The sequence below is a fragment of the Mycobacterium sp. 852013-50091_SCH5140682 genome (genome assembly GCF_001665685.1).
Lineage (GTDB): Bacteria > Actinomycetota > Actinomycetes > Mycobacteriales > Mycobacteriaceae > Mycobacterium.
Map to the genome: position 1 here is coordinate 46,461 of NZ_LZTB01000053.1, position 26,057 is coordinate 72,517.

Genomic DNA, 26,057 nt, shown 5'->3' on the forward strand with positions numbered 1-26,057 from the left:
ACGCGACCGTTCGTCAGGCCACTACCTAGCTAGGGTTGATTGATGCTGATCATTGCGCTGGTGCTTGCCGTCATCGGTCTGGCCGCGCTGGTGACCGCCGTGGTGACCAGCAACGAGCTGATCGCCTGGGTGTGCATCGGTGCCAGCGTGCTCGGCGTGGTGCTGCTGATCGTCGATGCGCTGCGGGAACGTTCACGTGGGGCGGCTGAGAAGTCGGCCGACGAGACCCCGGCGGCTGCTGAGAGCACCGAGGACGCAGTCGAGGACTATCCCGACGAGCCGGCCGAGGCTGAGGCCGAGCCGGCTGCCGAGGCAGAACCTGCCGACGAAACCGCCGAGGAGAAATCGGCTGAACCGGCTGAATCGGGATCGGACGAAACCACCGAGTCCACCGAGAGCGCCGCGCACGACGTCGAGTCGACCGCCGAAGAAGCGGCAGAGGAACACAAGAGCTAGTCCGAGGCGCTCACGGTCGGTGTTGCCAACAGGGCACGCACTTCGTCATCCGTGACCTGGTGAAAGTCGGCGAACGCCTGGCCGACGGCCGAGAACTCCGTGGGCGTGCTCGCGCACACCACCTCGTCGGCTTCCCGGGCGAGTTCCCGACATGCCGACGCAGGCCCTACCGGTACCGCCACCACAAGCCTGCGCGCGGCCCGCACGGCCCGCACCGCGGCGAGCATGCTCGCACCGGTCGCGATGCCGTCGTCGACCAGAATCACCGTTCGGCCGGCCAGCTCCGTGGGCGGGCGGCCGCCTCGATACGCCTTCTCGCGCCGGGCCAGTTCGGCCGTTTCGCGCTCGATCGCGGCGTCGAGTTCCCGGCGACTGATGTCGAGCCGCTGCACAAGCTGCTCGTTGACCACGATTCCGCCACCGCTGGCCAGTGCGCCCATCGCCAACTCGGGCCACTGCGGCACACCCAGCTTGCGTACCAGGAACACATCCAACGGAGCCTGTAAGCCGGCCGCCACTTCCCAGCCGATCGGCACGCCGCCGCGGGCCAAGCCCAACACCACCACGTCAGACTGGCCGCGGTAGGACATCAACTCCTGGGCCAGGACCTGGCCCGCCTCGCGGCGGTCCCGGAACACCCGCCCGGCATCGTGCCGGGTAACGCTGCCCCACGCACACATGGCGAATCTGAACTTCCAGTGACCACCCTACGGCTGCGGAGTCGCGCCGACCACCCGCGTCAGGTAATTGCGTACCAACGCGCGGACGCGCTGCGCTGCGTCGTCACTGAGTTCTTTTGTCTCGACGCGCAATTCGTCGTGGGTCCGGCCGACCATGCCGGCATGGCCGTCGCGGTCGTCGGCCAGCCAGTACTCCAGCACGGTCTCATCGAGCTCGGGGTGGAACTGCAGGGCCAGCGCCCGGCCCAGCACGAACCCCTGGGATGCGTTGCCGTTGCGGGCGATCTCGGTGGCCCCCGGCGGCACCGTCCAGCGGTCGATATGCCACTCGAACCATGGACCGGGCGGGATCAGCTCGGGATCGTCGGTTTCGACCTCGTACCAGCCGATCTCGGGTGCATCGGACCTGCTGACCGACCCGCCGAACGTCTGTGCCAGCAACTGACCACCGAAGCACACACCGAACAGACCCACGCCCGCGTCGGCGGCCTCCGTCAGCTGGGTCATCAACGTTCCCATCCAACTGGCGCGCAGGTTTTCGTCGTACACCGACCAGCGTGCGCCCAGCACGACCACGACGTCATAGCGGGTCAGATCTGGGAACTGCACGTCGGCGACCGGGGAATCAAGACGGTCGGCAGGCACCACGTCGAATGTGTCGATCTCGAAACCACATTCGCTGAACGCCTCGCCCAGCATCGCCTCGGGTGCCGTGGGGTCGACGCGGATGAACAGTACTCTCGATGTCACGCCACACATTATCGCGCGGAGCCGCTGTGAACAGGGGCTGGGTCCATGACGGTGTACTCGGTGCTGGTCGCCCTCACCGTCGCGATTCACTTCGCCTTCATCGCCTATCTTCTGCTGGGCGGGTTCATCGCGTGCCGGTGGCCGCGCACGATCGCGCTGCACGTGGCGGCCGTCCTGTGGGGTCTTGGCAGCGTCGCACTCGATTTGCCCTGTCCGCTCACCGCGGCGGAACGGTGGGCGCGAGCTCGCGCGGGGATGCCGCCGCTGCCATCTGCGGGGTTCATCGCGCACTACATCACCGGGGTGCTGTATCCGGCGAGTTGGGTTTTGCCGGTCCAGGCGGCGGTGTTCGCGGTGGTGCTGACATCCTGGGCGCTGGTGTTGATCAGGTGGCGTCGAAGCGCACCGGCAGGACGGCCGGGCCGCTGACGCCGGTCAGCGGCTTCCACCGGACCGGACCATCGAGCCGGATGTTGCGCCACCGGCGGGTCAGTACGGTGAGGGCCTGGGTGAGTTCGAGCCTGGCCAGGTGTGAGCCCAGGCAATAGTGGGCCCCGCCGCCGAAGGTCAGCATTGCCGCCGGGTGCTCGCGCGTGACGTCGAAGCGGTCCGGATCCGGATAGACATCCGGGTCACGGTTGGCCGCAGCGGTATTGGCGACGACGACGGTTCCGGCAGGGATCGTCACGCCGCCGAGTTCGACATCTTCGCGGGCCATTCTGATGGTGCTCAACGCAATTGGCGTGTGCCGCATCAGTTCTTCGACGAAAACCGGTGCCAGTTCGGGATATTCGGCCAGGCGCTGCCACTCGGCAGGATGCTTGCACAGCACCTGTACCGCCGCGGCCAATTGGTTGCGGGTGGTGTCGGTGCCTGCCAGTAGCACGCCACCGGCGAGCATCAGCAGCTCGGCATGGGTGAGCCGGTCTCCGTCGACCTCCGCGCGGATCAGATCGGAGAGCAGATCGTCGGTGAGGGTGAACAGACGCCCGGCCACCATCGCTTCGATGTACTCGTCGAATTCGCAGCCCGCCTGCTCGATGACGGCCCCGTTGCCGCCGACATTCCAACTGAACATCTTGAAGATGTCGTCGGCCCATCCCGAAATCAGGTCCCAGTCGCTCGGCGGCGCACCCAGCAGAGCGCAGATCACCGGGATCGGATAGCGACGTGCGACGTCGGCCACCACATCACAGGCGCCGATCGGCGCCCACTGGTCCGTCAGCTCGGTGATGACCTCGACACAGGTGCCACGCAGCCGCTCGGCGGCCCTGGGGGTGAAGGCCTTGGCCACCAACCGGCGCAGCCGGTGATGCGCGGGGCCGTTCAGGCTGAGCAGGTTGGCCGCCGCACGGTCCCACAGCGGTCCCGATGTGACGCCCTGCGCGGCGAGAAACAATCCCTTGGGTGGGACGAAGCGTTCATCGCGCAGCACGGCGCGCACCAGCGGGTAGCTGAGGATCTCCGGACCGTGCGGTCCGATCGCGATCGGGGCCTGCCCGCGGGCCTGCGCGATGATCCGGTGCGCTTCCTCCGGGTCGGAGGCGTGCTCGTAGTTGACGGATGGCAGGCCCGCGTCGAACACGTCGGGGTAGGTGCGTCGCATAGTCGGCGCGGTCATCGTGGTCATCGCAGCCTTCCCTTGAACAACCCCCACTGCGATGGTGCCCCGGCAGAAATCCGCATGCGTGAGTAGCGCGCTACCTCAGTGTCGGTGGGGCCACCGCGCGGTAGCGTCGCTCCGGGCGCCCGGTGCCGTACTGCAGCCGCAGCTCCAGCGCCCCCGTACCGAGGAAGTACTCAAGGTAGCGGCGCGCGCTGACCCGCGAAATCCCCACGAGTTCAGCGCATTCAGCTGCCGAGACCTCCCCGGCGGCGCGTACGGCATCGAGTACCAGGCCGGCCGTCTCGGTGCCCAGACCCTTGGGCAGCGCGGCCTTGGGGGCGGCGGCGCCGCCGCCGAACAAGGCGTCGATCATCGACTGGTCGGCGCCGCCCTCGGCCGCCAGGGCGTCGGCACGCGCCGCGTACGCGAGCAGTTTGGCTCGCAGCTGGTCGAATTCGAACGGTTTGATCAGGTAGTCGGCGGCGCCGCCGTCCAGGGCGCCGCGCACGGTGTCGAGTTCGCGGGCCGCGGTGATCATGATGACTCCGACGCGGTTGCCCTCCGACCGCAACCGGTGCAGAACCTGCAGCCCGGTCATGTCGGGCAGATACACGTCGAGCAGCACCAGGTCGGGATTCAGCTCGGCCACCGCGGCCAGCGCGTCGGTTCCGGTTCGCGCGACGCCGGTGGTGCGGAATCCGTCGACCCGTTCGACGAATCGGCGATGGATCTCGGCGACCATGAAATCGTCGTCGACCACCAGGACGTCATACATGGGCGGCCTCCGGGATTCGGACCGTGAACATCGCACCGCCGCCGGGGTTGTCGGTGATCTCGACGGTGCCGCCGTGCTGGGCGGTCACCAACCGCACCAACGCAAGGCCGATTCCGCGGCCACCCGGGACATCGGGTTTCGAGGTGACACCGCGCGAGAAGATGGACTCCCGAAGGTGTTGGGGCACACCGGGACCCGAATCAGCCACGGTCAGCAGCAGCCCTTGGGCATCATCGATGTGGATGCGCACCTGTGCCGGCCCGGCCCCGACCGAGACGTCCACGGCATTGTCGACCAGGTTGCCGAGCAGCGTGATCACGTCGGTGGCAAGGGCCGGGTCGAGGGCCGCCAGGTGACTGTCGCCGGTCAGGATGAGGGTGACGCCGCTCTCGGCGGCCAGCGAGGTCTTGGCGATCAGCAGCGCAGCCACGGCTGGGTCGGAAATATGTTGGGTCACAGCATCATTGATCTCCGCGCGGCGTCGGGTGAGCGTGCCCACCAGATCGCGGACCGCGTCGAACTCCCCGAGTTGCGTCAGCCCCGAGATGGTGTGCAGCTGGTTGGCGAACTCGTGGGTCTGCGCCCGCAGCGTGTCGGTCACACTGCGGTGCGATGACAATTGCGCCTGCAGCGCGGCAAGTTCGGTGCTGTCGCGCATCGTGGTGACGGTACCGATGCGCTGACCCTGGCTGCTCGCCGCGCGCCGGTTCAGCGCAAGGACCCGTGTTCTGGTGGTGATGATCACGTCGTCCTCGTCGCGGCCCGCGGCCCCTTCCAGCAGGAACCCCGCGATCGTCGGGTCCAGGCCGACGTCGTCCACCCGGCGGCCGACCGCGCTGTCGTCGAGACCCAGCAATTCCTGCGCGCTGTCGTTGAGCACCGTGATGGCGCCGTCGGTGCTCACCGCCACGACGCCCTCGCGGATGCTGTGCAGCAACGCTTCCCGATGATCGGCCAGGCCGGCGATCTCGGCGACCTCCAGGCCGCGGGTGTGCCGTTTGATGCGTCGGGACAGCAGCCACGAGGCCACGAGACCGAGCGCGGCGCCGATGCCGAGGTAGATCAGCAGGCGCTCGCCGGCCCCGCCGAGCAGTTGCCACACCGACGGATACCGTTCGCTGACCGACACGATGGCGAGGACATCGCCGTCGGGCGCCAGGATCGGCACCTGGCCGACCAGGCTGTGGGCGCCGTCGATGTCGCTGTCGCCGAACCACGCCCGGCCTTCGTCGGCGCGGGTGGGCCCGAGGTCGATCCGCGTGCCCAGGCGCTGGGGATCCGACGACGCGCGCACCGTGCCGGTCGGATCGATGATCTCGGCCAGTTCGGCGCCCGAGAGGGCGACCGCCCGATCCACGTCGGGGGCCAGGATGGTCGCGGCGAACGGATCGCTGTAACGGTCCCGCACGATCGGTGTCGAGGCGATGTTCTCCGCCACCGCGATCATGCGTTGGCCCCGAACGTCGCGGAATTCACGCGTGGACTGCGTGACCGACACCGCCGCGACGGCGACCAGCACCACCGCGACCACCACCAGCTGGAAGGCCAGGAACTGGCCGGCGAGGCTCCGGCCCCGCAGCAGGCGCACTAGCGCCGAGCGTGAACTCAATGACCAATACTTCCTTTGCGAACTCATCAGTGACCTGGGTCACGTCACGATTCAGTATTGCTGAGCATCACAAGTGATTGGGGACGGGTTGATGACGTGTCGACGAGGACACCTGGCGACGGTGCTCGGGGTGATCCTGACGGTGGTCGCGGCGCTCGCGCTGACCGGGTGCGGGGTGACCCGCAACGACGACTCACGCGGGCTGCACCGGCTGCGCATGATGGTGCCGAACAGCCCGGGCGGCGGCTATGACCTGACCGCGCGTACCGCGGTGAAGATCATGGAAGACACCGACATCACCGGACGTGTCGAGGTGTTCAACGTGATCGGCGCGGGCGGCACGGTTGCCATGGCGCGGTTGATGAACGAAAAGGGCAACGACGACCTCATGATGACGATGGGTCTCGGTGTGGTCGGTGCCACCTACACCAACGGATCGCGGATAAAGGCTTCTGACGCAACCGCATTGGCGAAGCTGATCGAGGATCCCGGTGCGGTCTTCGTGCCCGCCGACTCGCCGTTGAAGACGATCGGCGATCTCGTCGCGGCGTGGAAGGCCGATCCGTCGAAGGTCACCATCGGAGGCGGCTCGTCACCCGGCGGCCCCGACCACCTGTTCCCGATGGAGCTGGCCAAGGCCGTTGGCGTCCAGCCGAAATCGGTCAACTTCGTCACTTACGACGGCGGCGGTGATCTGCTGACCGCGCTGCTCGGCAAGAAGATCACCGTCGGAACCTCCAGCCCGGGTGAACTCATCGACCAGATCGAGGCCGGACAACTGCGAGTGCTTGCGGTGTCCAGCCACGAGCGGATCAAGGGCGTCGACGCCCCGACGCTCAAAGAGTCGGGTATCGACCTGACCTTCGCGAACTGGCGCGGAGTCCTTGCGCCGCCGGGCATTTCCGATGACGCGAAGAAGGCCATGCTGAAGGCCCTCGAGGATTTGCACGCCACGCAGCAGTGGAAGGAGGCGCTGGTGAAGAACGGTTGGACCGATGCGTTCGTCACCGGTGAGCAGTTCGAACAGTTCTTGAAGGACCAGGACGAACGTGTTTCGTCGACACTCACCGAGTTGGGGCTGATATGACCGCCGCACCAGAACCGCAAGCTGATGAAGTCGCCAAACCGGTCGACAAGGCCCAGTACCTCGTCTGTGTGGTGATGGTCGCGGTCGGGGCTTACCTGATCTTCGACGCACTGTCGCTGACGGCGGGCTTCGCCAAGGTCGACCCCGTTGGCCCGAAATTCTTCCCGGTGGCCATCGGCGTCGTGCTGATCGTGCTGGCGATCATCCTGGCGATCGCGATACCCCGCGGGTCAGTCGGAGAAGCCGACGCCGGCGAGGACGTCGATCCCAATTCGCCGGGGGACTGGCGCACCGTCGGGCTGCTGGTGGGTTTGTTCGTGTTGCTGATCGTGCTGGTCAAGCCGTTGGGCTGGGCGATCGCCGGGGCACTGTTCTTCGGTGGAGCCGCGACCATCCTCGGTAATCGGCATTACGTCCGCAACATCGCGATCGGCGCGGTGCTGTCGGTGCTGAGTTTTTACGGGTTCTACTCCGGGCTCGGAATTCCGCTGCCCGCAGGCATTTTGGACGGGATTCTGTGATGGAGAACTTCGACTGGCTGCTGCAGGGGTTCGAGCAGGCCGCCACCCCGATGAATCTGTTGTACGCCTGCATCGGCGTGCTACTGGGCACCGCGGTCGGGGTTCTGCCGGGCATCGGCCCGGCCATGACCGTGGCGCTGCTGCTGCCGGTGACCTACAACGTCAGCCCCAGTGCGGCGTTCATCATGTTCGCGGGCATCTTCTACGGCGGCATGTACGGCGGGTCGACCACGTCGATCCTGCTGAACACTCCGGGCGAATCGTCGTCGGTGATCACCTCGATCGAGGGCAACAAGATGGCCAAGGCCGGCAGAGCCGCCCAGGCCCTGGCCACCGCGGCCATCGGATCATTCGTCGCGGGGGCGATCGGCACCGCGCTGCTGGCGGCGTTCGCCCCACCGATCTCGCGCTTCGCGGTCACGCTCGGCGCCCCGTCGTATCTCGCGATCATGCTGTTCGCCCTGGTCGCGGTGACCGCGGTGCTGGGTGCCTCGAAGCTGCGCGGCGCCATCTCCCTGTTCCTGGGCCTGGCGATCGGCGTCGTCGGTATCGATTTCCTCACCGGCCAGCCCCGCGCGACGTTCGGGCTGCCGCTGCTGTCCGACGGCATCGACATCGTGGTGATCGCGGTGGCGATCTTCGCGCTCGGCGAGGCCCTGTGGGTGGCCGCGCACCTGCGTCGGCGCCCGGCCGACGTGATCCCCGTGGGCAGGCCGTGGATGAGCAAGCAGGACTGGGGGCGGTCGTGGAAGCCGTGGCTGCGTGGCACCGCGTACGGGTTCCCGTTCGGTGCGCTGCCGGCAGGCGGTGCCGAACTTCCGACGTTCCTGTCCTACATCACCGAGAAGAAGCTCTCCAAGCATCCCGAGGAGTTCGGCAAGGGCGCGATCGAAGGCGTGGCGGGGCCCGAGGCGGCCAACAATGCCTCTGCCGCAGGCACATTGGTGCCGATGCTGTCGCTGGGCCTACCCACCAACGCCACCGCGGCGGTCATGCTGACGGCGTTCGTGTCGTACGGAATCCAGCCCGGGCCAACCCTTTTCGAGAAGGAACCGCTTCTGATCTGGACGCTCATCGCGAGCCTGTTCATCGGCAACTTCCTGCTGCTGGTGCTCAACCTGCCGTTGGCGCCGATCTGGGCGAAGCTGCTGCGCACGCCGCGGCCGTACCTGTACGCGGGCATTCTGTTCTTCGCGACCCTGGGAGCGTTGGCGGTCAACGTGCAACCGCTGGATCTCGCGCTGCTGTTGGTGTTCGGCCTGCTCGGCCTCATGATGCGCCGCTTCGGATTGCCGGTGCTGCCGTTGATCATCGGCGTCATCCTGGGCCCACGCATCGAACGGCAGCTGCGGCAGAGTCTGCAGCTCGGCGGCGGTGACTGGAGCAGTTTGTTCACCGAACCGGTCGCGATCGTCACCTATGTGCTCATGGCGATCCCCCTGCTGGTGCCGTTGGTGCTCAAGCTCATGCACCGTAGCGAGGAAACCCTGCTGATCGTCGAGGACGATGCGGATCAGAAAGAGAAGGCGGCCCACTCATGATTGTCGTCGGCTATAGCGCGGATCCGTTCGGCCGGGCAGCCCTCGAGCACGGCATCGCCGAAGCCAGACGGCGCGACACCGGATTGCTGGTGATCAATGCGACCTCCGGGGATGCCTACGTCGACACCCGGTTCGCCCGCTCCGGTGAGATCCATGACGTGGAGGAGCAGCTGCGGGCGAGCGGGGTGCAGTTCGAGCTGCAGCGTCCAGTCGGTGTCGATACCGTCGGCGAGCTGTTGAGGGCGATGGACCGCGCCGACGCCGATTTGCTGGTCATCGGTATCCGGCACCGCAGCCCGGTCGGCAAGCTGCTGCTGGGCAGCGTCGCGCAACGATTGCTGCTGGAATGCCCCAAACCGGTGCTTGCGGTCAAACCCGAAGGGGCTTGAGCGCCGGGCGATCTCCCGCTGAGCTGGGCAAACCATCCTCACCGCAGCGCCCCGGGCCCGGTGAGGACCAATTTTCGTCGCGATAACCTGCGGGGAAAGTTGCCGGAACAGCCGCAGCTGACCATGGCCGCATGGCAGATGGCACACCCACCCGAACTGCGTGTTCGTACTGCGGTGTCGGCTGCGGCATCGAGGTCACCACCAGGGTTGAAGGTGACCGCACGGTGATCGCCCGGGTGTCAGGGGACAAACTGCACCCGGCGAACTTCGGCCGGTTGTGCACCAAAGGCCTCATGCACGCCGAGATGATGGCCGTCGACGACGATCGGCTGCGGTCGGCGTTGCTGCGGTGCACCCGCGACGACGAACTGCTGCCCACCCCGGTCGACGACGCGATCGCCGAGGCCGGCCGCAGGCTGCGGGCCATCATCGACGAGCACGGTCCGGATGCCGTCGCGCTGTACGTGTCGGGCCAGCTGTCGCTGGAAGCCCAGTACCTGGCCACCAAGCTCGCCAAGGGGTATCTGCGTACCCGCCACCTGGAATCGAACTCCCGGTTGTGCATGGCCAGTGCCGGAACGGGTTTCAAGCAATCGCTCGGCTCCGACGGGCCCCCGGGCTCCTACGCCGACTTCGACTGTGCGGACCTGTTTTTCGTGATCGGCTCGAATATGGCCGATTGCCACCCGATTCTGTTCCTGCGGATGGCCGACCGGCTCAAGGCCGGGGCCAAGCTGATCGTGGTGGACCCGCGCCGCACCGCCACGGCCGAGAAGGCTGACCTGTTCCTGCAGATCACCCCGGGAACCGACGTGGCCCTGCTCAATGGTCTGCTGCATGTGCTCGTGACGGATGGCGCGATCGATCATGATTTCATCGCCGAGCACACCGAGGGCTGGGACGCGATGCCGCAGTTCCTGGCCGATTACCCGCCCACGCGCGTGGCCGAGATCACCGGCGTACCGGAAGCCGACATCCGGACCGCCGCAAGGATGATCGCCGAGGCGGGCGAGTGGATGAGCTGCTGGACCATGGGGCTCAACCAGAGCACGCACGGCACCTGGAACACCAATGCCATCTGTAATCTGCACCTGGCCACCGGCGCGATCTGCCGACCCGGCAGCGGCCCGATGTCGCTGACCGGTCAGCCCAATGCGATGGGCGGCCGCGAAATGGGTTATCTGGGGCCGGGTTTGCCCGGCCAGCGCGCGGTCTTCTCGGCACAGGACCGGGCCTTCGTCGAGGATCGGTGGGGACTGGAGCCGGGCACCATCCGTTCCGAGGTGGGGCCCGGCACGATCGGCATGTTCGAGGAGATGGCTGAGGGCCGGATCAAGGCCTGCTGGATCATCTGCACCAATCCGGTTGCCACCGTGGCCAACCGCAAGACCGTGATCAACGGTCTGGAGGCGGCCGAGTTGGTGATCGCGCAGGACGCCTACCGGTCGACCGCCACCAATCACTACGCCGACGTCGTGCTGCCCGCCGCGCTGTGGGCCGAATCCGAAGGCGTCGCAGTCAATTCCGAGCGCAATCTGACGCTGCTGTCCGCGTCGATCCCCCCGGTCGGAGATGCCCGGCCGGACTGGCAGCTGATCTGCGGGGTCGCCGCGCAGCTGGGATTCGCCGACCACTTCAGCTACGGCAGCGCCGAGGAGATCTTCGACGAGATCCGCGGGTTCGCCAACCCGAAGACCGGTTACGACCTGAGAGGAGCCAGCTACGCCCGGTTGCGACAGACGCCGCTGCAGTGGCCGTGCCCGCCGCTGGACGCCCCGACCGGTGGGGACGACCGGCATCCCATCAGGTACCTCAACGATGGCATCAGCCAGGACCTGTTCGTCGACGAGAACGGCCACCGCCCGCGGCTGGCATTCGCGACGGCGTCGCGGCGCGCGGTGTTTCACGCGCGCCCGCACCGCAATCCAGCGGAAATGCCCGGCCCCTCTTCTTCTGACTACCCGTTCGTGCTCAACACCGGCCGGTTGCAGCATCAGTGGCACACCATGACCAAAACCGGCAAGGTCGCCAAGCTCAACAAGCTCAATCCGGGTCCTTTCGTGGAAGTTCACCCCGTCGACGCGCAGGGGCTCGGCATTGTCGAAGGGGCATCGGTCGAGCTGTCCTCGCGACGGGGCCGGGCGGTGCTGCCCGCAGTGCTCACCGATCGGGTTCGCCCGGGCAATTGCTTTGTGCCGTTTCACTGGAACGACGAACACGGGGAGTACCTCACCATCAACGCCCTGACCAACGACGCCGTCGACCCGGACTCACTGCAGCCCGAGTTCAAAGCCTGTGCCGTGAGCCTGCGGCCGGTGCTCACCGTGGCCGGCGCTGCGCCCGCGCACCCCGTCGCCGCGGAGATGGGCCTGACCGTGATGGGCCGGCCGACCCTCTCAGATACCGAGAAGATCTATCTGTCAGGGTTTTTCACCGGACTGGCCGACGCCCCGGTCGGTGTGCCGGTGCTACCGGAGTCCGCGCCGGTCAGCCCGACGGTACGGCTGTGGGTCGACGGGATGTTGGCGGGACGCTACTCGCGGGCCGGTACGTCCGGCGCGGTGGTCGCGCTACCGTCGGGGCCGTTGGTGCTGTGGGCCTCCCAGACCGGCAACGCCGAGGAGTTCGCGGCGCAGTTGGCCCAGCGGTTGGCCGGCGCCGAACTGGTCGGCATGGACGATCTGGCGTTGGCCGATCTCGCGGGCGTCCGCGACGTGCTCGTGATCACCAGCACGTTCGGTGACGGCGGCCCGCCGGACAACGGCTCGGATTTCTGGAGCAGGCTGCAGGCTTCGGACGCGCCGAATCTCGCCGGCCTGCGCTACGCGGTGCTGGGTATCGGTGACCGTGCCTACGACAGCTTCTGTGGCCACGCCAAATCGCTGGACCAGCGGTTGTCCGATCTGGGCGCGACCCGGTTGCTCGACCGTACGGAGTGTGAGGCCTACGACGACGAGCCCATGCAGCGCTGGGCCGACACTGTGACTGCACTGATCGCCGGTGAGAGCGACGCGCCGGCGAGCGGTAGCGCCACCCGGGCTGCGGGCGGCACCCGCACCGCCATCCGTACCGAACCGGACGAATTCACCAGGGCCAAGCCGATTCTGGCGACGTTGGCGCGCAACACGCTGCTGACTGCCGCAACGTCGCGGAAAGAGGTGCGGCAGTTCGGTTTCGACATCTCCGACTACGACGTCAGTTATGCGGCAGGCGACTCGCTCGGCGTCTACGCCACCAACGACCCCGCGGTGGTGGACGCCTGGCTGGCGGCCACGGCGCTGAGTCCCGAGGCGACCGTCGAGGTCGACGGCACCGAGCAGTCGCTGCGCGACGCCTTGATCACGTCCTACGACATCTGCCGCGTCACGCCGAACCTGCTGGCATTCGTCGCGGAGGCGGCTGCTGATCGGTCGGCGGCCAAGGTACTCAAGGGTTCCCGCGACCGTCTCGACACCTGGCTGGGCAACCGCAACGGGCTCGACGTCGTCACCCAGTTCGCCACCCGCGCCACCCCCGAACAGTGGCAGGACGTCCTGGTGCGGCTCACGCCACGCAGCTATTCGATATCGTCGAGCCCGCTGGTCAGCCCGCACGAGGTGCAGCTGACGGTGTCGGTGGTCCGGTATCGCGGTGCCGACGGGACCGGCCGCAGCGGCGTGTGCTCGACCTTCCTGGCCGACCGGGCCGCTGCGGCCGCGGTTTTCCTGCAACGCTCGCCGCATTTCCGGCCGCCGCAGGAGGCCGACACCCCGATGATCATGGTGGGCCCGGGTACTGGCGTCGCACCGTTTCGCGGCTTCCTGCAGGAGCGCCGGGCACTGGGCCACCGCGGGCGCAACTGGCTGTTCTTCGGCGATCAGCATCGCCACGAGAACTATTACTACCGTGACGATTTCGAGGAGATGGTGCACGACGGCCTGCTCACCCGGCTCGACCTGGCGTTCTCCCGCGATCAAGCGCGGCGGGTCTATGTCCAGCACAAGATGCTCGAACACGGCGCCGACGTGTGGCGCTGGCTGCAGGACGGCGCCCACTTCTACGTGTGCGGGGACGCCACCCGGATGGCCAAGGACGTCGACACGGCGCTGGGCGCCATCATCCGGACCCACGGCGGCATGTCGGAGGAGGCCGCGCACGCTTACAAGCGGGAACTGGTCGCCGAGAAGCGCTATGTGCGTGACGTGTACTGAGCGCTACTGGCCCAGATCGCTCCACACGATCTTGGCGAGTTGATCGCGGTCGGCCACGCCGAGCTTGATGCAGGCGCGGTAGATATGGCCCTCGACCGTGCGTACCGATACCGTGAGCCGCTCGGCGATGTCGCGGTTGGACAGGCCTCCGGCGACCAGTCCGGCGATCTCGCGTTCCCGAGCGGTCACCGGCAACGGCCGGGCCGCCGACCGGATGGCAGGCGTGGCCGCACCGCCGCAGCGGGCAGCCAAATGCAGGGCGTGAGCCGCGGATTCGGTGCTGCGGCGGCGCTGGCCGGCCCGGTCGTGCAGCGGGACGGCTTGCGCGGCGGCATCGGCGGCCGACAGGTTCAGACCGGCCTGCTCGAATGCCTCCGACACCGCGTCGAGCTCGCGGGGATCAGCCGCGGCCACCGCGGCCGCATGCCGGGCGTAGAGCGCTGCGGGTGACCCGTCGATGCGACCGGCGAGGGCCTCCAAACGTCGGGTCACCGTGCGGTCGCCGAAGCGTGCGGCATGGTGCAGGGCCTCGGCCTCGACCGCGAACTGGCCCGACGAATGCGCGGCATCGGCGGCGGCGCGGGCCAGGTCGATCGCCGAGCGGTGCCCACCCTTGGCGGCGGCCACCCAGGCCTTGGCGATCGTCCACTGCGGATCGTGCAGTGCCATATGGGGACCCGAGTGCTCCGTCGCATCCTCGAGCACGCGTTCGGCCTGGTCGGGATTGCCGACCGCGGCATAGGCGCGGGCCAGCAGCAGCCGGCCGACCAGCTGCCACGGCAGCGACGATTCCGCATTCAACGCGGCCAGTGCTTGCTCCAGCACGGTGATCGCGTCCCGGAAATGGCCGCGGTAGGTGGCCACCAGACCGGTCATCATCTTCGCGATCGCCCAGCCGACAAACTGTCCGGCAGTGGAGAATTCGGCGTACTCGGCGGCCCGCTGCTCGGCGAGGTCCAGCTCGCCGAGGTGCGTCAACGCGAGTACGTCACCGTAGTGGACCATCAACCGGATCATGCCGTCGGTGGATTTACGCTCGGCCCGGCAGCGCGCCGCGATCGGTTCGAATGCGGTGCCGCGGCCCGCCACCGGCATGGCCAGCCCGGCCCCCAGCGCGGCGAAGTCCACGGCCTGTTTGGGGGCCGCCGGGTCGGCCAGCACCTGTTCGGCGGCGGCCAGCCCGGTGGTGATCTTGTTCTCGTGCACCGCCATTGCCGATCCGGTGGCCTCCACCACGAGCCGCAGGCTGGGGTGCGTGACGCGGGAGCGCAGCAGCTCGAGTAGCCGCTCGGCGCGGTTGACGTCGCCCATGGACCAGAACAGGATGGACAACCGGGGGATGCCCCACTGCACGAGTTGCAGCTCGTCGAGCTCGTCGGGGGAGAACCGGGCCAGCACGTTGTCGGCCTGGGCGGGATGGCCCTGCCACAGCAGCGCCCGGGACAGCAGCTCGGCCGCGGGCAGTCCGCCGCCCCGGTCGAACGCGGCGCGGGCCAGCCGTTCCCCGAGCGGAAGATTCGACAGGAACACCGCATCCTTGGCGGCGGTGATCAACAGGTCGGCGTCGGCGGACTGATCGCTGTCGACGCACAGCTGCGCCAGCCGGATTCTGCTTGCCGCCGAATCGAGTTCGCGCTGCCGCAGGATCCCGACGATGTTGCCGCGCAGCTTGCGGGCCGAGGCCGTGCCGACGCGCCTGCGGACCACCTCGCCGAACAGCGGATGGCTGAACCGGGCATTGACCTGCCGGTCGTCCTCGGTGATGCGGATCAGGCCGCGCATCTCGGCCCCGTCCACGGCGTCTTCGCCGGCCAGCTCGGACAGCGCGTCGATGTCCAGCGGTTCGCACAGCGACAGCAGTTTCAGCGCATGCAGCACATCGGTGCCGGCGTGGGCCAGGCGCTCGTCGAGCAGTTCGGCCAGGCCGGACGGGATGACGGTGGGGCCGCGGAACTGCCAGACCCCGTTGACCTCGGTGAGCGTCCCGGCATCCACCGCACCTTCGACCATGTTGCGCAGGAACAGTGGATTGCCGCCCGAGGACTCCCACATCACGTCGGCGCTGAGGCCCTCCAGCGTGCCGCCCAGCACGGTCTCGATGAGCGCGATGCTCTGTTCCTTGCTGAACGGGCGCAGTTCGAGGCGCTCCAGATAGCCGTCTTTCCACAGCGAGGTGACCGCGTCAGGAACCGGCTCGCCGGTGCGCACGGTGGCCACCACCCGGCCGGCGCGCTCGACGGCGATCTGGTGCAGCAGCGTCGCCGACAGCTGGTCCAGCAGATGCGCGTCGTCGATGCCGACGATGGTGTCGCCCTCGGCGACAAGGGATTCCCGCGCGGATCCCAGCAGCGCGATCGGGTCGCGGGAGGCCGACGGCCGCACCCAGGACGCGAAGGCGCCCAGCGGAATGCTGCGGGAGGACTCCGTGCACGCCGTCCAGTGCACCTTCGTGTCCATCGAAGACGTGACGGCGCGGGCCAGCGTCGTCTTGCCGACCCCGGCCGCCCCCACGAGCACGACGCCGCAACTGTCCGTACTGCTGAGCGCAGAGCGGATGGCCGCATGTTCCGTCGGCCGGTCCAACATCTGCCAATACCCTGGCATGGACGCACAGTCTAAGTGCCGGTGGCGGATACCGCTGCCGTGGGAGGTATCCGAGATGTGCCACTTCGGCTGTTGGCGCTGGGTCGCGGGCATGGGACCAAGGTTTCGGTGTTTGCGGATCAGGAATCCGGGAGTTGGGTGATATCGGTCGGTTCCAGGCTGGGCGCCCGGTTCACCTCGTGCCGGTAGATCGAGGAGGCGTCGTACACATCCTTTTTCAGCCGGTTGATCGAGCCGAGGGGGCGGTGCGCGGCCAAGCCCCGCCACGAGTTGAACGACAGCACGTCGTCACCGAACGCGCGGCGTTGGGGACCGGCCGGGTTTTGCGGGCCGAACACGATTTTCGCGACGGGGCGGTGCGGTGAGGCCTCTTCGGGCCACGCCACCGTGGCGTCCTCGATCGGCATTGTCGTCGGGTCGGTGCACAGCTGGACGCTCAGCTCGTATTCGGCGGTGTGGGTAGCCAGGAAATCCATGATCAGGTCGCGGTGCGCGTCCTGGCCGGCGTCCTTCGGAAGTAGTTGGTCCTCAAGCGCTTTGACGTCGTCGGAGAGCGGGGCGTACCGGAACTTCGCGACATAATCGCCGTAGCGGATCGGCGCCGAGGAGTAGAACGTCTCGCCCAGGATCGGCCGGTTCTCGGCCACGAACACCGCCACGTTGGCCGGAATCGGCACGCCGATGCGCTTGAGCCCGGCCAGGATGTCACTGCCGACGGCCATCACGCTGTCGGGCAACCGGGCCAGCAGGGTAGCGGTGGGCATGCCCTTCACCAGATAGTCGTGAGCGTCGGCGAACAGGAACTCCCGATGGGTCACCATGATGAAGTCCTGCGTGGTGGCGTCGTCGTCGGCCCGGGCCCGCGGGCCCTGCACGCCAAGCACTTTGACGGCCAGGCCGCGCACCCCGCGCACGCGATCGCTGCGCAGCACGCCCGACGTGGTCGACAACCTGGCGATCACCGGATACGTGCGCGGCTCGGCGAACAACCCCTGGGCCAGGGATGGCGGCAGGTCCGGATACACCGTCAGCTCGCCACGCAGGATCGCGTGGCTCTTGGCGTGCGCGTCGCGCAACCCGTGCTTGAACTTCTTGTACGCCCGCACGTTGTTCTTGTGCAGTGCTTCGACGATCTTGGCGATGTCCTCGGCCTCGTCGGGCCTGGGCTGTTCGAGATCGTCGTGGTACCGGACGAATATCGAGTCGTCGACAGCGGTCATCGTGGCGTGGCCTTTCTCGGCGATGCGGCGCCGACCGGGTTCCATGGTGTGAACGGATTGCGCACGCCTTCGAGCGCAGGTTCGAGTTCGCGGTGATGCCGCAGCAGCACCGAGCGCATGTTGTTGTCGCGGATCCAGTCCATGCCGACCTCGGTGTAGATCTCCTTGCGGAAACTGTCGGTGAAGAACCGGTCGCTCTCCAGCCGTCGCGACGCCATCAGGATGAATACCCGAAACGCGGTGTCGCTGAAGCCGAAACCGGGTGGCTTGGGCTCGGCGTAGAGACCGATCATCAGGTCCACGAGCTCGATGTCGTCGTAGACCTCGCGCAGCTCGGCCGCCAGCGTCCTCTCGCCGGTGAGCTCCTCGAAACTGGCCGCAGGCTTGAGCCGGAACAACCGCCGAAACTCGTTGTATCGCGGGACCCCTCGCTCCCGCGATCGAATGAGATCGATGGTGGCCAGATCGAGGAGCTCACCGTCTATGTGCTGCAGATGCTGCAGGTGGTGTGGATAGTTGTGCAGGTTGAGGGCGCCAGGATTGGCACGGCCGAACGAATACAGCAGATCGGTCATCGACGTCTCGGCGAGCCGGGCGCGGACATTCTCGACAGTCAGGTCCGGCAGTTCGTGCTCGGAGAGCACGCGGTCGTCGACGGCCGAGCGGAACGTGAAGGTGTCAGGGATCAACGGATGCATCCGGTACACCGCGACGAACTCCTCGGTGAGCGAGTACGGAATGCCGTGGTGGTTGGTGGGCGAACCGGGGATCCCGTGCAGCAGCACGCTGCTGCTCAACCGACCGAACCGACGCGCGAACCCTTCGCCGAGCAACCCGAACCAGTTGGCCCGCATGGCCGCGACCGTGGTGGGGTGCGCGATGATCGCCGGGGTCCAGTCGACGGTGTGGATCTTGGCCATCAGCGCGGCATTGACCAACCGGGCCTTGTCGTAGAGCTGCTGCGGCGACAGCTGCGGGTAGGCAGCGGCGAGCTTGTCGCGGATCGCGTTGTGTTCGAGCATGAACAGCGAATGCAGCAGCGCCAGGCCGACCCAGAAGTTGGCCGCGGTGCCGGTCAGATCCACCGTGGCCTCCACGTCGGGCGGCGGCAGGCCCGCGTCGTCGATCCGCAGTCGCCCGGTTTCGGGGCACCGCAGCGCGTTCGCGAATGCCGGTGTGGTGCCGTAGATCTGCGATGAGTCCCACCAGTGGGTCTCCTGGGTGGTGAACGTGGCGGGGCCGGCGGGATCGGGATGAGGGTCCGGCGTGGTCCGGTCGACCCGCATGGGTCGCTGCGGCCACGGGTCGTCGTCGGCGAGCGGTATCACCCACGGCTGGGTGGTGACGGTGCCGTGGCTGAACCAGTCGTGCACCTCGAACTGGATCCACGCGGCGGCCAGCACGTTGAGGGTGGTGGCGGGTTGAAACTCGGTCCGTGCCAACAGCGTGCGGCTGATCAGCCGGGGGTTGGGCTCGAGCAGGCGCGTCGCGCTCTCCGGATACTGATGGGTGGGCGGGACATTGCGCCCGAACCGGCAGCCCAGCGCTCCCATCTGGGGGCTGCCCAGATCGTTGTGCCTGCCGCTGCGGGTGCGGGCGACGAGATAAGCAGACGGTCCGTCATCGCCGGGATCGGGCACCGGGCCCGCGTCGAAGAGGTTCTGCGCCCGTAACTGGTGACGCAGGCCGATCAGCACCCCGAGGCCCAAGATGGTGGGCAGCCGGAACCAGCCGATGGTCTGATCCACGCGCTGGGCGAACCGGGCGGCCGTGGTGGCCAACCAGTTCGGGCGTCGAGCCGTGGTCACCATATTCACTCTCCCCATCCGCGCACGCCAGGAATGTTGCCGTAGCGGCCGGGGAAAGGCACGAGTAGTGCGCTACTCGAACCGAGCCACTCGGCAGTGGCACCCACCGACTACTTGCATGAGCAATGGGGTAGTGCCGGTCGAACTGGAGTAGTGCGCCACTCGTGTCAGGCATATGAGCCGGGTCGTACGTTTCCTGGTATCGGCAACAGAACTTGCTGAGGGGAGTATCGGAGATGTCCGAGATGTCTGTGACCTCGACCGACCGAGAGTCGGCCCGATCATGATGGCGTGGCTCGCCGCACTGCCGGTGTTGCTGTTGATCACCGCGGCGCTCGGCGTGTACGACTTGCAGCGCTGGCTTGAGCGCTGGGACCACGACCGGCACCTGTCGGATTGAGATCGGTGCGATGCCAGAGGTAGCGCGGTGACCACAGCCGACGATCCATGGCCCGATCGGGTGCATTGCGCACTCGGCCACCTGGACACGTTAGAGATGCCCGCCGATCGGCAGCGCATCCGTGAGGCGGTGGCCGCACGTTTCGCTTCCCGGTTCACCCCGCAAGACCGGCCTTGCGTCGATGGAAGCCCGCGGTGGCACGGAGCCGTAGACCGGGCCGTCGACCAACTCCTCGAAACCGGCGTCGTCGCCCCGACCGGCGCCGCTGAAGCAGCCGTACAGCTGACCCCGGCAGGGCGGCGCGACGTCGACGATGCCTGCACATCGGCGTTGGCCACCGATGAACGGGAGCTCGCACCCGCACCGCCCACCGCCGGGCCGGGTCGCGACGCATTACTGGCCGGGGTGATAACCCCGCCACTGCGGGCGAAGTTCGTCGTGCCTCCGGGCGGCGATGCCGCCCAGGCGCGTGAGGCGTTGTGGCCGGTCATGATCGAGTTGAACCTTCGGTACGCGGACGGCACGGCCGCGGCGATGCAACGGGTTCGCGATCTGTGGCGGCTGGTCGACGGTGCGGGCGTGCCGGTGCCCGTCGCAGGGCAGTACCTGGTGGGCGACCTGACCACCGGCCAGATCGAAGGATTGGTATCCGCCGACGCGGTGCCACAACGTTGGCCGGCGCGGGCCGTTTACCGGATCTGGCCCGACTTCGACACCCACCCGCTCATCGACGCGTCGTCCACCACCATCAAGGCCGTCCCCGCGCAGCGGGCGTTCGACAGCTTCGGCGACGGAATCGTATGGGCGGTGGTCGATTCCGGCATCGCGGCCGACCACCCCCACTTCATCGGTCACCAGACCCTGTCCGATCCGGCGGTGGCCGACCTGCACCGCGACTTCACCGCCGGTGAGCAGGTCGCCTCGGCCCTGACCGACGACGACGGGCACGGCACGCACGTCGCCGGAATCATCGCGGGCGGTTTGGTGGGGTTCAAGGCCGAGGACGTCTACGTCGCCGAGAAACGTTTCAACGTCGGTTCGCCGGACGGGGACGACCCGATCCTGCAGCAGCGCACGGTGACCGACGTCAGCAAGCTCGCGGGAATGGCCCCACGGGCAAAGCTGGTGAGCCTCAAGGTCCTTGGCCCCGGCGATCAGACGTCGCGCGTGAGTCGGGTGATGCGGGCGCTGGACTACGTCCGGGAGGTCAACGCGCAGAGCGAGCGGATGCCGCGCATCCACGGGGTCAATCTGAGCCTGGGCTACGAATTCGCCGCCGAGTGGTTCGCCTGCGGACAGAGTCCACTGTGCCTTGAGGTCGACAAGACCGTGCGCTCGGGCGTCGTGGTCGTCGTGGCATCCGGCAACACCGGATACGTGTCGTTGAATCCGCTGTTCGCCAGTGACGTCACCAAGTTCAGTGCCGACATGACGATCAACGATCCCGGCAACGCCGAACGGGCCATCACCGTCGGGGCGACGCATCGCGACGCTCCGCACACCTACGGGGTTTCGTACTTCTCGTCCAAGGGGCCTACCGGAGACGGACGGCGTAAGCCGGATCTGGTGGCGCCGGGGGAGCGGATCACCTCGGCCGCCGCGGGCAAGAATCGGATCAGCGTCCAGCAGCAGACTGAGGCTCCGATCGCCGACGGGGTGGCGCTCTACGTCGAGGCGAGCGGCACCAGCATGGCCGCCCCACACGTGTCCGGCGCCATCGCGGCGTTCCTGTCGGTCCAGCGCGAACTCATCGGCAAGCCCGAGGACATCAAGCGCATATTCGTCGAATCTGCGACTTCGCTGGGCCGCGATCCCGCCTTCGAGGGCAGCGGTCTGGTCGATCTGCTGTGCGCACTGCAATCGGTATGAGGTGAAAGGGAAAATTCATGGGCAACATCGACAGCATCGACGGCCGACCGCTGTTTCGACTGGTGTTCGACGCCGACGGGGACATCGATCCCGCGACGTCCGCCGCGCTGACCGAGGGCATCAGTGCGAGCGCACTCACCGACCTGGTGATCTTCTCGCACGGCTGGAACAACGACGAGGCCGCGGCGTCATCGCTCTACGAGCGGTGGTTCAAACTGCTTGCGCAGCAACTGGATCCGTCGTACACCGTCGGTTTCGTCGGGCTGCGGTGGCCATCGCAACTGTGGCGCGACGAGCCGATCCCGGACTTCACCGACGAACAGACCGACGAGGCGGCAGGTGCCGTCGCGCTCGCCCAGACCCCGACGTTCCCGGCCGGGCCGCCAACTCTCGACGCCGCCCAACTCGCCGACCTCAAGGAGATGTTTCCCGGCGGCAGCGCAGATCTCGACGTGATCGCCGGCCTGCTTGCCCAACCGCCCACGGCGGCGGGGGCTACCCAGATGTTCGCGGCGCTGCGTGCGTTCAACGCCCACACCTACACCGGATTCGGTGACGGCGAGGCGGACCCGGCCGTGCTGCTGCCCCCGGGAACCCCGGGAATGCTCGATCCGCAGCGCAATCCCGTCGACGTGTTCACCAAGTTCGGTGACAGGCTCGCCGATGCGGGCGCGACGTTCGGTGGTGACGGCGGCGGGGCGGCCGGCCTCGGTGACCTTGCAGGCAAGGTGTGGCAGGGCGCGAAGGAGGCGTTGCGGCAGCTCAGCTACTGGCAGATGAAGAACCGTGCCGGCGTGGTCGGCCGCAACGGGCTCGGCCCGGCCATCGACCGGTTGGCAGATGAGTACCCGGCGTTGCGGTTCCATCTCGTCGGGCACAGCTTCGGTGGCCGTCTGGTGTCCTACGCCCTGGCCGGGATGCGGGACCGCAAGCCGTCGCCGGTGAAGGCCGTCACGCTGATGGAGGCGGCGTACTCGCGGTTCGCCTTCGCCGATCGGCTGCCGTTCCGGCAGGCTTCCGGCGCTCTTGCCGGCTGCCAGAACCGCGTCGACGGGCCGGTGGCGATCTGTTTCTCCCGCTATGACCGGGCGCTGAGCACGTTCTATCCTCTGGCGTCTGCAGCCGCCGGGGACGACGCCGCGGGACTGGACGATCCACTGTTCCGGTGGCGGGCCATGGGATCGCTCGGCGCCTACCGCGCGGTGACTCAACCGCTCGGCGGCGACGGTGTGCCGTACCGGTTCCAGCCGCGACAGCTGTTCAACCTGGACGCCTCGGCAGTGGTGAACGCCGACGCGGGCCCGTCGGGCGCACACAGCGACATCTTCCATTCGGAACTGAGCTGGGTAACCGCATCCGCGGGTGGCCTGAACAAGCCTTGAACCTGACTGGGTCGCCGCGGGCTGTCAGGCGCGAAGGTCCGAAGGGGCAGTCATCGGCCGTCGTCCTTGCGGGGTGTCGCTTGCCCTCAACACAATGAGGGAGCGCCGTCGTAGGGAGTGGGCGATATGTCCGGATCAAGGGCACGACCCGAGCCTCAGCGCAGCCATGACCGGCCTCGCCCGTCGCACACCTCGCTGTCCGCGATCCGAAGTGACGCCGCACCGAAAGTCTCGACCGTGGGTGCTCCCGCCCTTGTCGCCCTGCAACGCCTCGCCGGAAATCAGGCTGTCCTCACCCTGCCGTACCTGCAACGCCTCGCCCTCGTCGACGGTCCGCCGCTCGCGCCCGGGAATTATCGCTACGGCAACGACATCGTCAGCGTCGACGCGAAAGCGATGAACAAACTGCTGACCGATATGGCAGGACGCAACGGACTCGTGGCCGAGCGCAAATGGCAGGCGGAGTTCGTCGCGGACATGAACGGCACGCCCAGCGGCAACGTCCACAAATACGAGGACGCGACGAAGGGGCAGACAGTCAGCGTCGAGCCGACGATGGCCACCAACGCCGAGCAAGGTCAGCGGGGCGTCGACGAAGGTGTGACCGCGGCGCAGAAGCAATTCCAGCAGGACCTGCTCGGGACGGTCAGCAGCATGCTCGACTCCAGCGAGAGTCGTCTTCTCGCTGAGGGCAAGCGATATGGCTTTCCCAACCAGGAATCAATACTCAACCCCACGCCGATGAATGCGGGCCAAGCCGCCATCTCGGCATCGATGCCGTGGAGCGAAGAGATCCGCGGAATGATGCGGGCCGCGAAGGCCCTGGCCGACGGCAAGCAGAAGCTGAAGAAGGCCAAAGAGGCGAATGCCAAGATGGGGCCGATTCTCGGCGACATGGTACGGCCGACGACGCTGGAACCTGTGGTCAAGGAGTACCACGCCCTGCGGCAGAAGCAGTGCAGCGATTACCCGATCCTGTCTTCGTTCGAACGCGACGATACGAAGCTCGGCGAGCTCGCGTCCAACGCGGAGTTCGCGCAGCCAGGTTCGGCCGGTCATGCTGCCACGACGGCACTGATGGACGCGCAGGAGAAGATTCGTCACGACATCGCCGACAAGCTCGCGAACATCGCGTACGTCAAGAGCAACATGAACGACGACGACAAGATCAAGAAGTTCTGGACCAACCCCTCGCTGCGCGACGGCACCAAGCGGAAGATGGCGATCAGCGCCGGCTCGCTGCCCAGCGCCGCGATCGACGACAAGATCCGGGACCTCAACGAGGACGCGGAGTTCGACGGCAAGCTCAAGACAGCCATCGGTACGGGACTTCTGCTGGCCTCACTCATCCCGGGTGTCGGACTCGTCGCCGGCGGTATCGGCATGGCGATGGCCGCGGTTGACGTCTACGGCGCGTTCCAGGATTTCTACTGGGAGGAAGCGGCTGCGGGTACCGCGATGGACAAGGCCGAGGCGATATCCCAGACCGATCCGTCGCTGTTCTCCTTGGGGGCCGCACTCGCCTTCGGCCTGCTCGAAGGGGTCGCGGAGGTCAAGGCTCTCGAGGGTGCGATCACCGTGTTCAAGGCTGTCAGCGGTGCCTACAAGGAGGCTCGTGCTGCCGCGGCCATCGCAAAGGTGGCCAGGGGGACAGGAGCAGCCGAAGTGCTCGCGGCACAGAAGAAACTGAACGTCGCGGTGGAATCGGCAAGTGAGAAGCCAGGATTGGGTGCACAGATCGTCGCGACCGCGATGGGCGACGCCGAATCCATGGCTGCGGATCTCAAGGCTGCTCTGGAGAAGATCAAGGATCCGGCACTGAAGGATCTCATCATCACCGCCAGTCGGGATAACCCGAACGAGGTCAGCCTGGCCGACCTGGCCGTCGCCGATCCGGAAAAACTCCAGGCTGACTACGAAACCTGGAAGAAAGCCTCCCGCGACAAGGACAACCCGGATCGGGGCCAACGCTTCGACGAGTGGCTGCGCGACAAGGCAACTCCCGAACCGCCCGGCACCATCACCGATCCGGCTGGAACAATCGAATACGGTCTCGACAGCGCCGGCGCCAAACGGAGCTTCGAAGCGATGATCAGTGAGGACCCGTCGCGCGAGGCAGCGATCTTCCGCGATACGGCCACCGGCGAATGTGTGGCAGTTCAAGGTGGGCATTCGTTTGTCGAAGGTAGGTCCTGGCAGATGGACAAGGAGAACTTCCGCAGCGGCGATCCCGCCGAGTGGCACCTGGAGATCCACTACCACCCGAACCGGGCGCTCGCTTACGATCGTTTGCCCTCGATGGCCGACTTCGACCTCGTCACCGGGGACACCCTTGCACTGCGATCCCGAACTCCGGTCAAGTCCGCGATCGCGTGGCAGGACCCGGTCTCGAAAATCCGGTTCGAAACCGAATATGGCTTCGTTCCAGGGGCCGAACGTCCATTCTGGACGCGCTATCGGGTCGACGACGGAACCATGCGCGTCGCGAGTTTCAAAGACCCACCCTGGACCGGTCCCGGCGCTGCGGAGTATCAGCAGTTTCTGTACAACAAGGCGGTTCTCGATCCCGCGACCCCAGTTCCGGGCGGCAACATCATGCCGGTGCCCGGACCACTGCCACCCCCGCCGCCGCTCCCAGCTCCACCCGGCGCCGAGCCGAACCGGCTGCGGCCGCCGCCCAAGCCATCTCGCTAGCCGGCGTTGTCCGGCCCGGCACGCTGCCTGGCTCATGCCTAGTTGGCCGACGGTGGTGGTGGTTCCGGTTGGAAGGGGGTGTACCACCACCAATCGGCGCGTTCGCCGGTCGGCCCTCGGTAAGGCGCAACATCGGGCGGCGGTGTGGTCGGTGGACGCGCCAGGGACCCGGGATGTAGCTGCTTGCCGGTGGGGTCGGTGACGCTGAGTTGGTGGGCGGGCCCGGTGATGGTGATGCCACCGTTGTGGTGCAGCCGATGGTGGTACGGGCAGAGCAACACGAGATTGTCGAGGTCAGTGGGGCCACCGTCCTCCCAGTGCACAAGGTGGTGGGCATGCAAACCCCGGGTCGCGCCACAGCCGGGGACGGCGCAGCAGCGGTCGCGATACTCCAGGGCTCGGCGTAGCCGCCGGTTGACGGTGCGGGTGGTACGGCCGGCGCCGATGACCTGCCCGTGGCGTTCGAACCACACCTC

The 26,057-nt window shown here is 67.3% G+C and carries 19 protein-coding genes and 3 pseudogenes; 13 read left to right on the plus strand and 9 right to left on the minus strand.

The window, feature by feature from the left end:
• Positions 1-42: 42 nt before the first annotated feature.
• The gene (locus tag A5784_RS16410; protein WP_064945967.1) at positions 43-456 is read left to right on the plus strand and encodes a hypothetical protein; all 414 of its coding nucleotides are present in this window, start codon (positions 43-45) and stop codon (positions 454-456) included.
• On the opposite strand, the gene A5784_RS16415 is transcribed toward A5784_RS16410, so the two are convergent.
• Positions 453-1,136: a phosphoribosyltransferase gene (locus tag A5784_RS16415; protein ID WP_064945968.1), complete on the minus strand. Its 684-nt coding sequence runs from the start codon at positions 1,134-1,136 to the stop codon at positions 453-455. The two genes, A5784_RS16410 and A5784_RS16415, sit on opposite strands and share 4 nt — an antisense overlap.
• A 27-nt stretch (positions 1,137-1,163) precedes the next feature.
• Complete coding sequence (locus tag A5784_RS16420) at positions 1,164-1,886, minus strand: type 1 glutamine amidotransferase (RefSeq protein ID WP_156750607.1); 723 nt, start codon at positions 1,884-1,886, stop codon at positions 1,164-1,166.
• A 45-nt stretch (positions 1,887-1,931) separates the two neighbouring features.
• Between A5784_RS16420 and A5784_RS16425 the strand changes: the two genes are divergently transcribed.
• On the plus strand, positions 1,932-2,315 hold the full coding sequence (locus A5784_RS16425) for a DUF2784 domain-containing protein (RefSeq protein WP_064945970.1): 384 nt from the start codon (positions 1,932-1,934) through the stop codon (positions 2,313-2,315).
• On the opposite strand, the gene A5784_RS16430 is transcribed toward A5784_RS16425, so the two are convergent.
• The 3 genes from A5784_RS16430 to A5784_RS16440 form a co-directional block, all read right to left on the minus strand.
• Positions 2,272-3,516, minus strand: coding sequence for a cytochrome P450 (locus A5784_RS16430; protein WP_082944887.1), 1,245 nt, complete (start codon positions 3,514-3,516; stop codon positions 2,272-2,274). The genes A5784_RS16425 and A5784_RS16430 overlap by 44 nt on opposite strands.
• 70 nt (positions 3,517-3,586) lie before the next feature.
• Positions 3,587-4,267, minus strand: coding sequence for a response regulator (locus tag A5784_RS16435; RefSeq protein WP_064945971.1), 681 nt, complete (start codon positions 4,265-4,267; stop codon positions 3,587-3,589).
• Positions 4,260-5,903 carry a sensor histidine kinase gene (locus A5784_RS16440; protein WP_064945972.1) on the minus strand — a complete coding sequence of 548 codons (1,644 nt, stop codon included), beginning with the start codon at positions 5,901-5,903 and terminating at the stop codon, positions 4,260-4,262. Before A5784_RS16440 ends, A5784_RS16435 begins: the two co-directional genes overlap by 8 nt.
• 64 nt (positions 5,904-5,967) lie before the next feature.
• On the opposite strand from A5784_RS16440, the gene A5784_RS16445 reads away from it, so the two are divergent.
• From A5784_RS16445 to A5784_RS39215, 7 genes and pseudogenes are all read left to right on the plus strand, one after another.
• On the plus strand, positions 5,968-6,963 hold the full coding sequence (locus tag A5784_RS16445) for a Bug family tripartite tricarboxylate transporter substrate binding protein (RefSeq protein ID WP_064945973.1): 996 nt from the start codon (positions 5,968-5,970) through the stop codon (positions 6,961-6,963).
• On the plus strand, positions 6,960-7,484 hold the full coding sequence (locus tag A5784_RS16450; protein WP_064945974.1) for a tripartite tricarboxylate transporter TctB family protein: 525 nt from the start codon (positions 6,960-6,962) through the stop codon (positions 7,482-7,484). The genes A5784_RS16445 and A5784_RS16450 overlap by 4 nt, the downstream gene beginning before the upstream one ends.
• Positions 7,484-9,025, plus strand: coding sequence for a tripartite tricarboxylate transporter permease (locus A5784_RS16455; RefSeq protein WP_064945975.1), 1,542 nt, complete (start codon positions 7,484-7,486; stop codon positions 9,023-9,025). The genes A5784_RS16450 and A5784_RS16455 overlap by 1 nt, the downstream gene beginning before the upstream one ends.
• On the plus strand, positions 9,022-9,414 hold the full coding sequence (locus tag A5784_RS16460; protein WP_064945976.1) for a universal stress protein: 393 nt from the start codon (positions 9,022-9,024) through the stop codon (positions 9,412-9,414). Before A5784_RS16455 ends, A5784_RS16460 begins: the two co-directional genes overlap by 4 nt.
• Positions 9,415-9,545: 131 nt before the next feature.
• Positions 9,546-9,662: pseudogene (locus A5784_RS39205) on the plus strand (hypothetical protein); the annotation flags it as partial.
• Positions 9,663-9,722: 60 nt separating this feature from the next.
• A pseudogene (locus A5784_RS39210) lies at positions 9,723-10,964 on the plus strand (molybdopterin-dependent oxidoreductase); the annotation flags it as partial.
• A gap of 474 nt (positions 10,965-11,438) precedes the next feature.
• A pseudogene (locus A5784_RS39215) lies at positions 11,439-13,604 on the plus strand (flavodoxin domain-containing protein); the annotation flags it as partial.
• Positions 13,605-13,607: 3 nt separating this feature from the next.
• Here A5784_RS39215 and A5784_RS16470 read toward each other — a convergent pair.
• The 3 genes from A5784_RS16470 to A5784_RS16480 form a co-directional block, all read right to left on the minus strand.
• Positions 13,608-16,208, minus strand: a complete 2,601-nt coding sequence (locus A5784_RS16470; protein WP_064945978.1) for a LuxR C-terminal-related transcriptional regulator — start codon at positions 16,206-16,208, stop codon at positions 13,608-13,610.
• Positions 16,209-16,327: 119 nt separating this feature from the next.
• The gene (locus tag A5784_RS16475) at positions 16,328-17,428 is read right to left on the minus strand and encodes a catalase family protein (protein ID WP_064945990.1); all 1,101 of its coding nucleotides are present in this window, start codon (positions 17,426-17,428) and stop codon (positions 16,328-16,330) included.
• The gene (locus A5784_RS16480; RefSeq protein WP_064945979.1) at positions 17,425-19,239 is read right to left on the minus strand and encodes a peroxidase family protein; all 1,815 of its coding nucleotides are present in this window, start codon (positions 19,237-19,239) and stop codon (positions 17,425-17,427) included. Before A5784_RS16480 ends, A5784_RS16475 begins: the two co-directional genes overlap by 4 nt.
• A gap of 172 nt (positions 19,240-19,411) precedes the next feature.
• Between A5784_RS16480 and A5784_RS38340 the strand changes: the two genes are divergently transcribed.
• The 4 genes from A5784_RS38340 to A5784_RS16495 all read left to right on the plus strand — a co-directional run bounded on the left by A5784_RS38340 (position 19,412) and on the right by A5784_RS16495 (position 25,581).
• Positions 19,412-19,636, plus strand: coding sequence for a hypothetical protein (locus tag A5784_RS38340; protein WP_156750609.1), 225 nt, complete (start codon positions 19,412-19,414; stop codon positions 19,634-19,636).
• Between the two features lie 27 nt (positions 19,637-19,663).
• A complete protein-coding gene (locus A5784_RS16485; RefSeq protein WP_064945980.1) occupies positions 19,664-21,505 on the plus strand; it encodes a S8 family peptidase in 1,842 nt (613 codons plus the stop codon).
• A gap of 17 nt (positions 21,506-21,522) precedes the next feature.
• Positions 21,523-22,887 carry an alpha/beta hydrolase family protein gene (locus A5784_RS16490; protein ID WP_064945981.1) on the plus strand — a complete coding sequence of 455 codons (1,365 nt, stop codon included), beginning with the start codon at positions 21,523-21,525 and terminating at the stop codon, positions 22,885-22,887.
• 237 nt (positions 22,888-23,124) lie between these two features.
• Positions 23,125-25,581, plus strand: coding sequence for a hypothetical protein (locus A5784_RS16495; RefSeq protein ID WP_064945982.1), 2,457 nt, complete (start codon positions 23,125-23,127; stop codon positions 25,579-25,581).
• A gap of 38 nt (positions 25,582-25,619) precedes the next feature.
• Here the strand turns inward: A5784_RS16495 and A5784_RS16500 are convergent.
• Positions 25,620-26,057 (minus strand): HNH endonuclease signature motif containing protein (locus A5784_RS16500; RefSeq protein ID WP_197514773.1); only part of this gene is annotated, 438 nt, incomplete at its 5' end.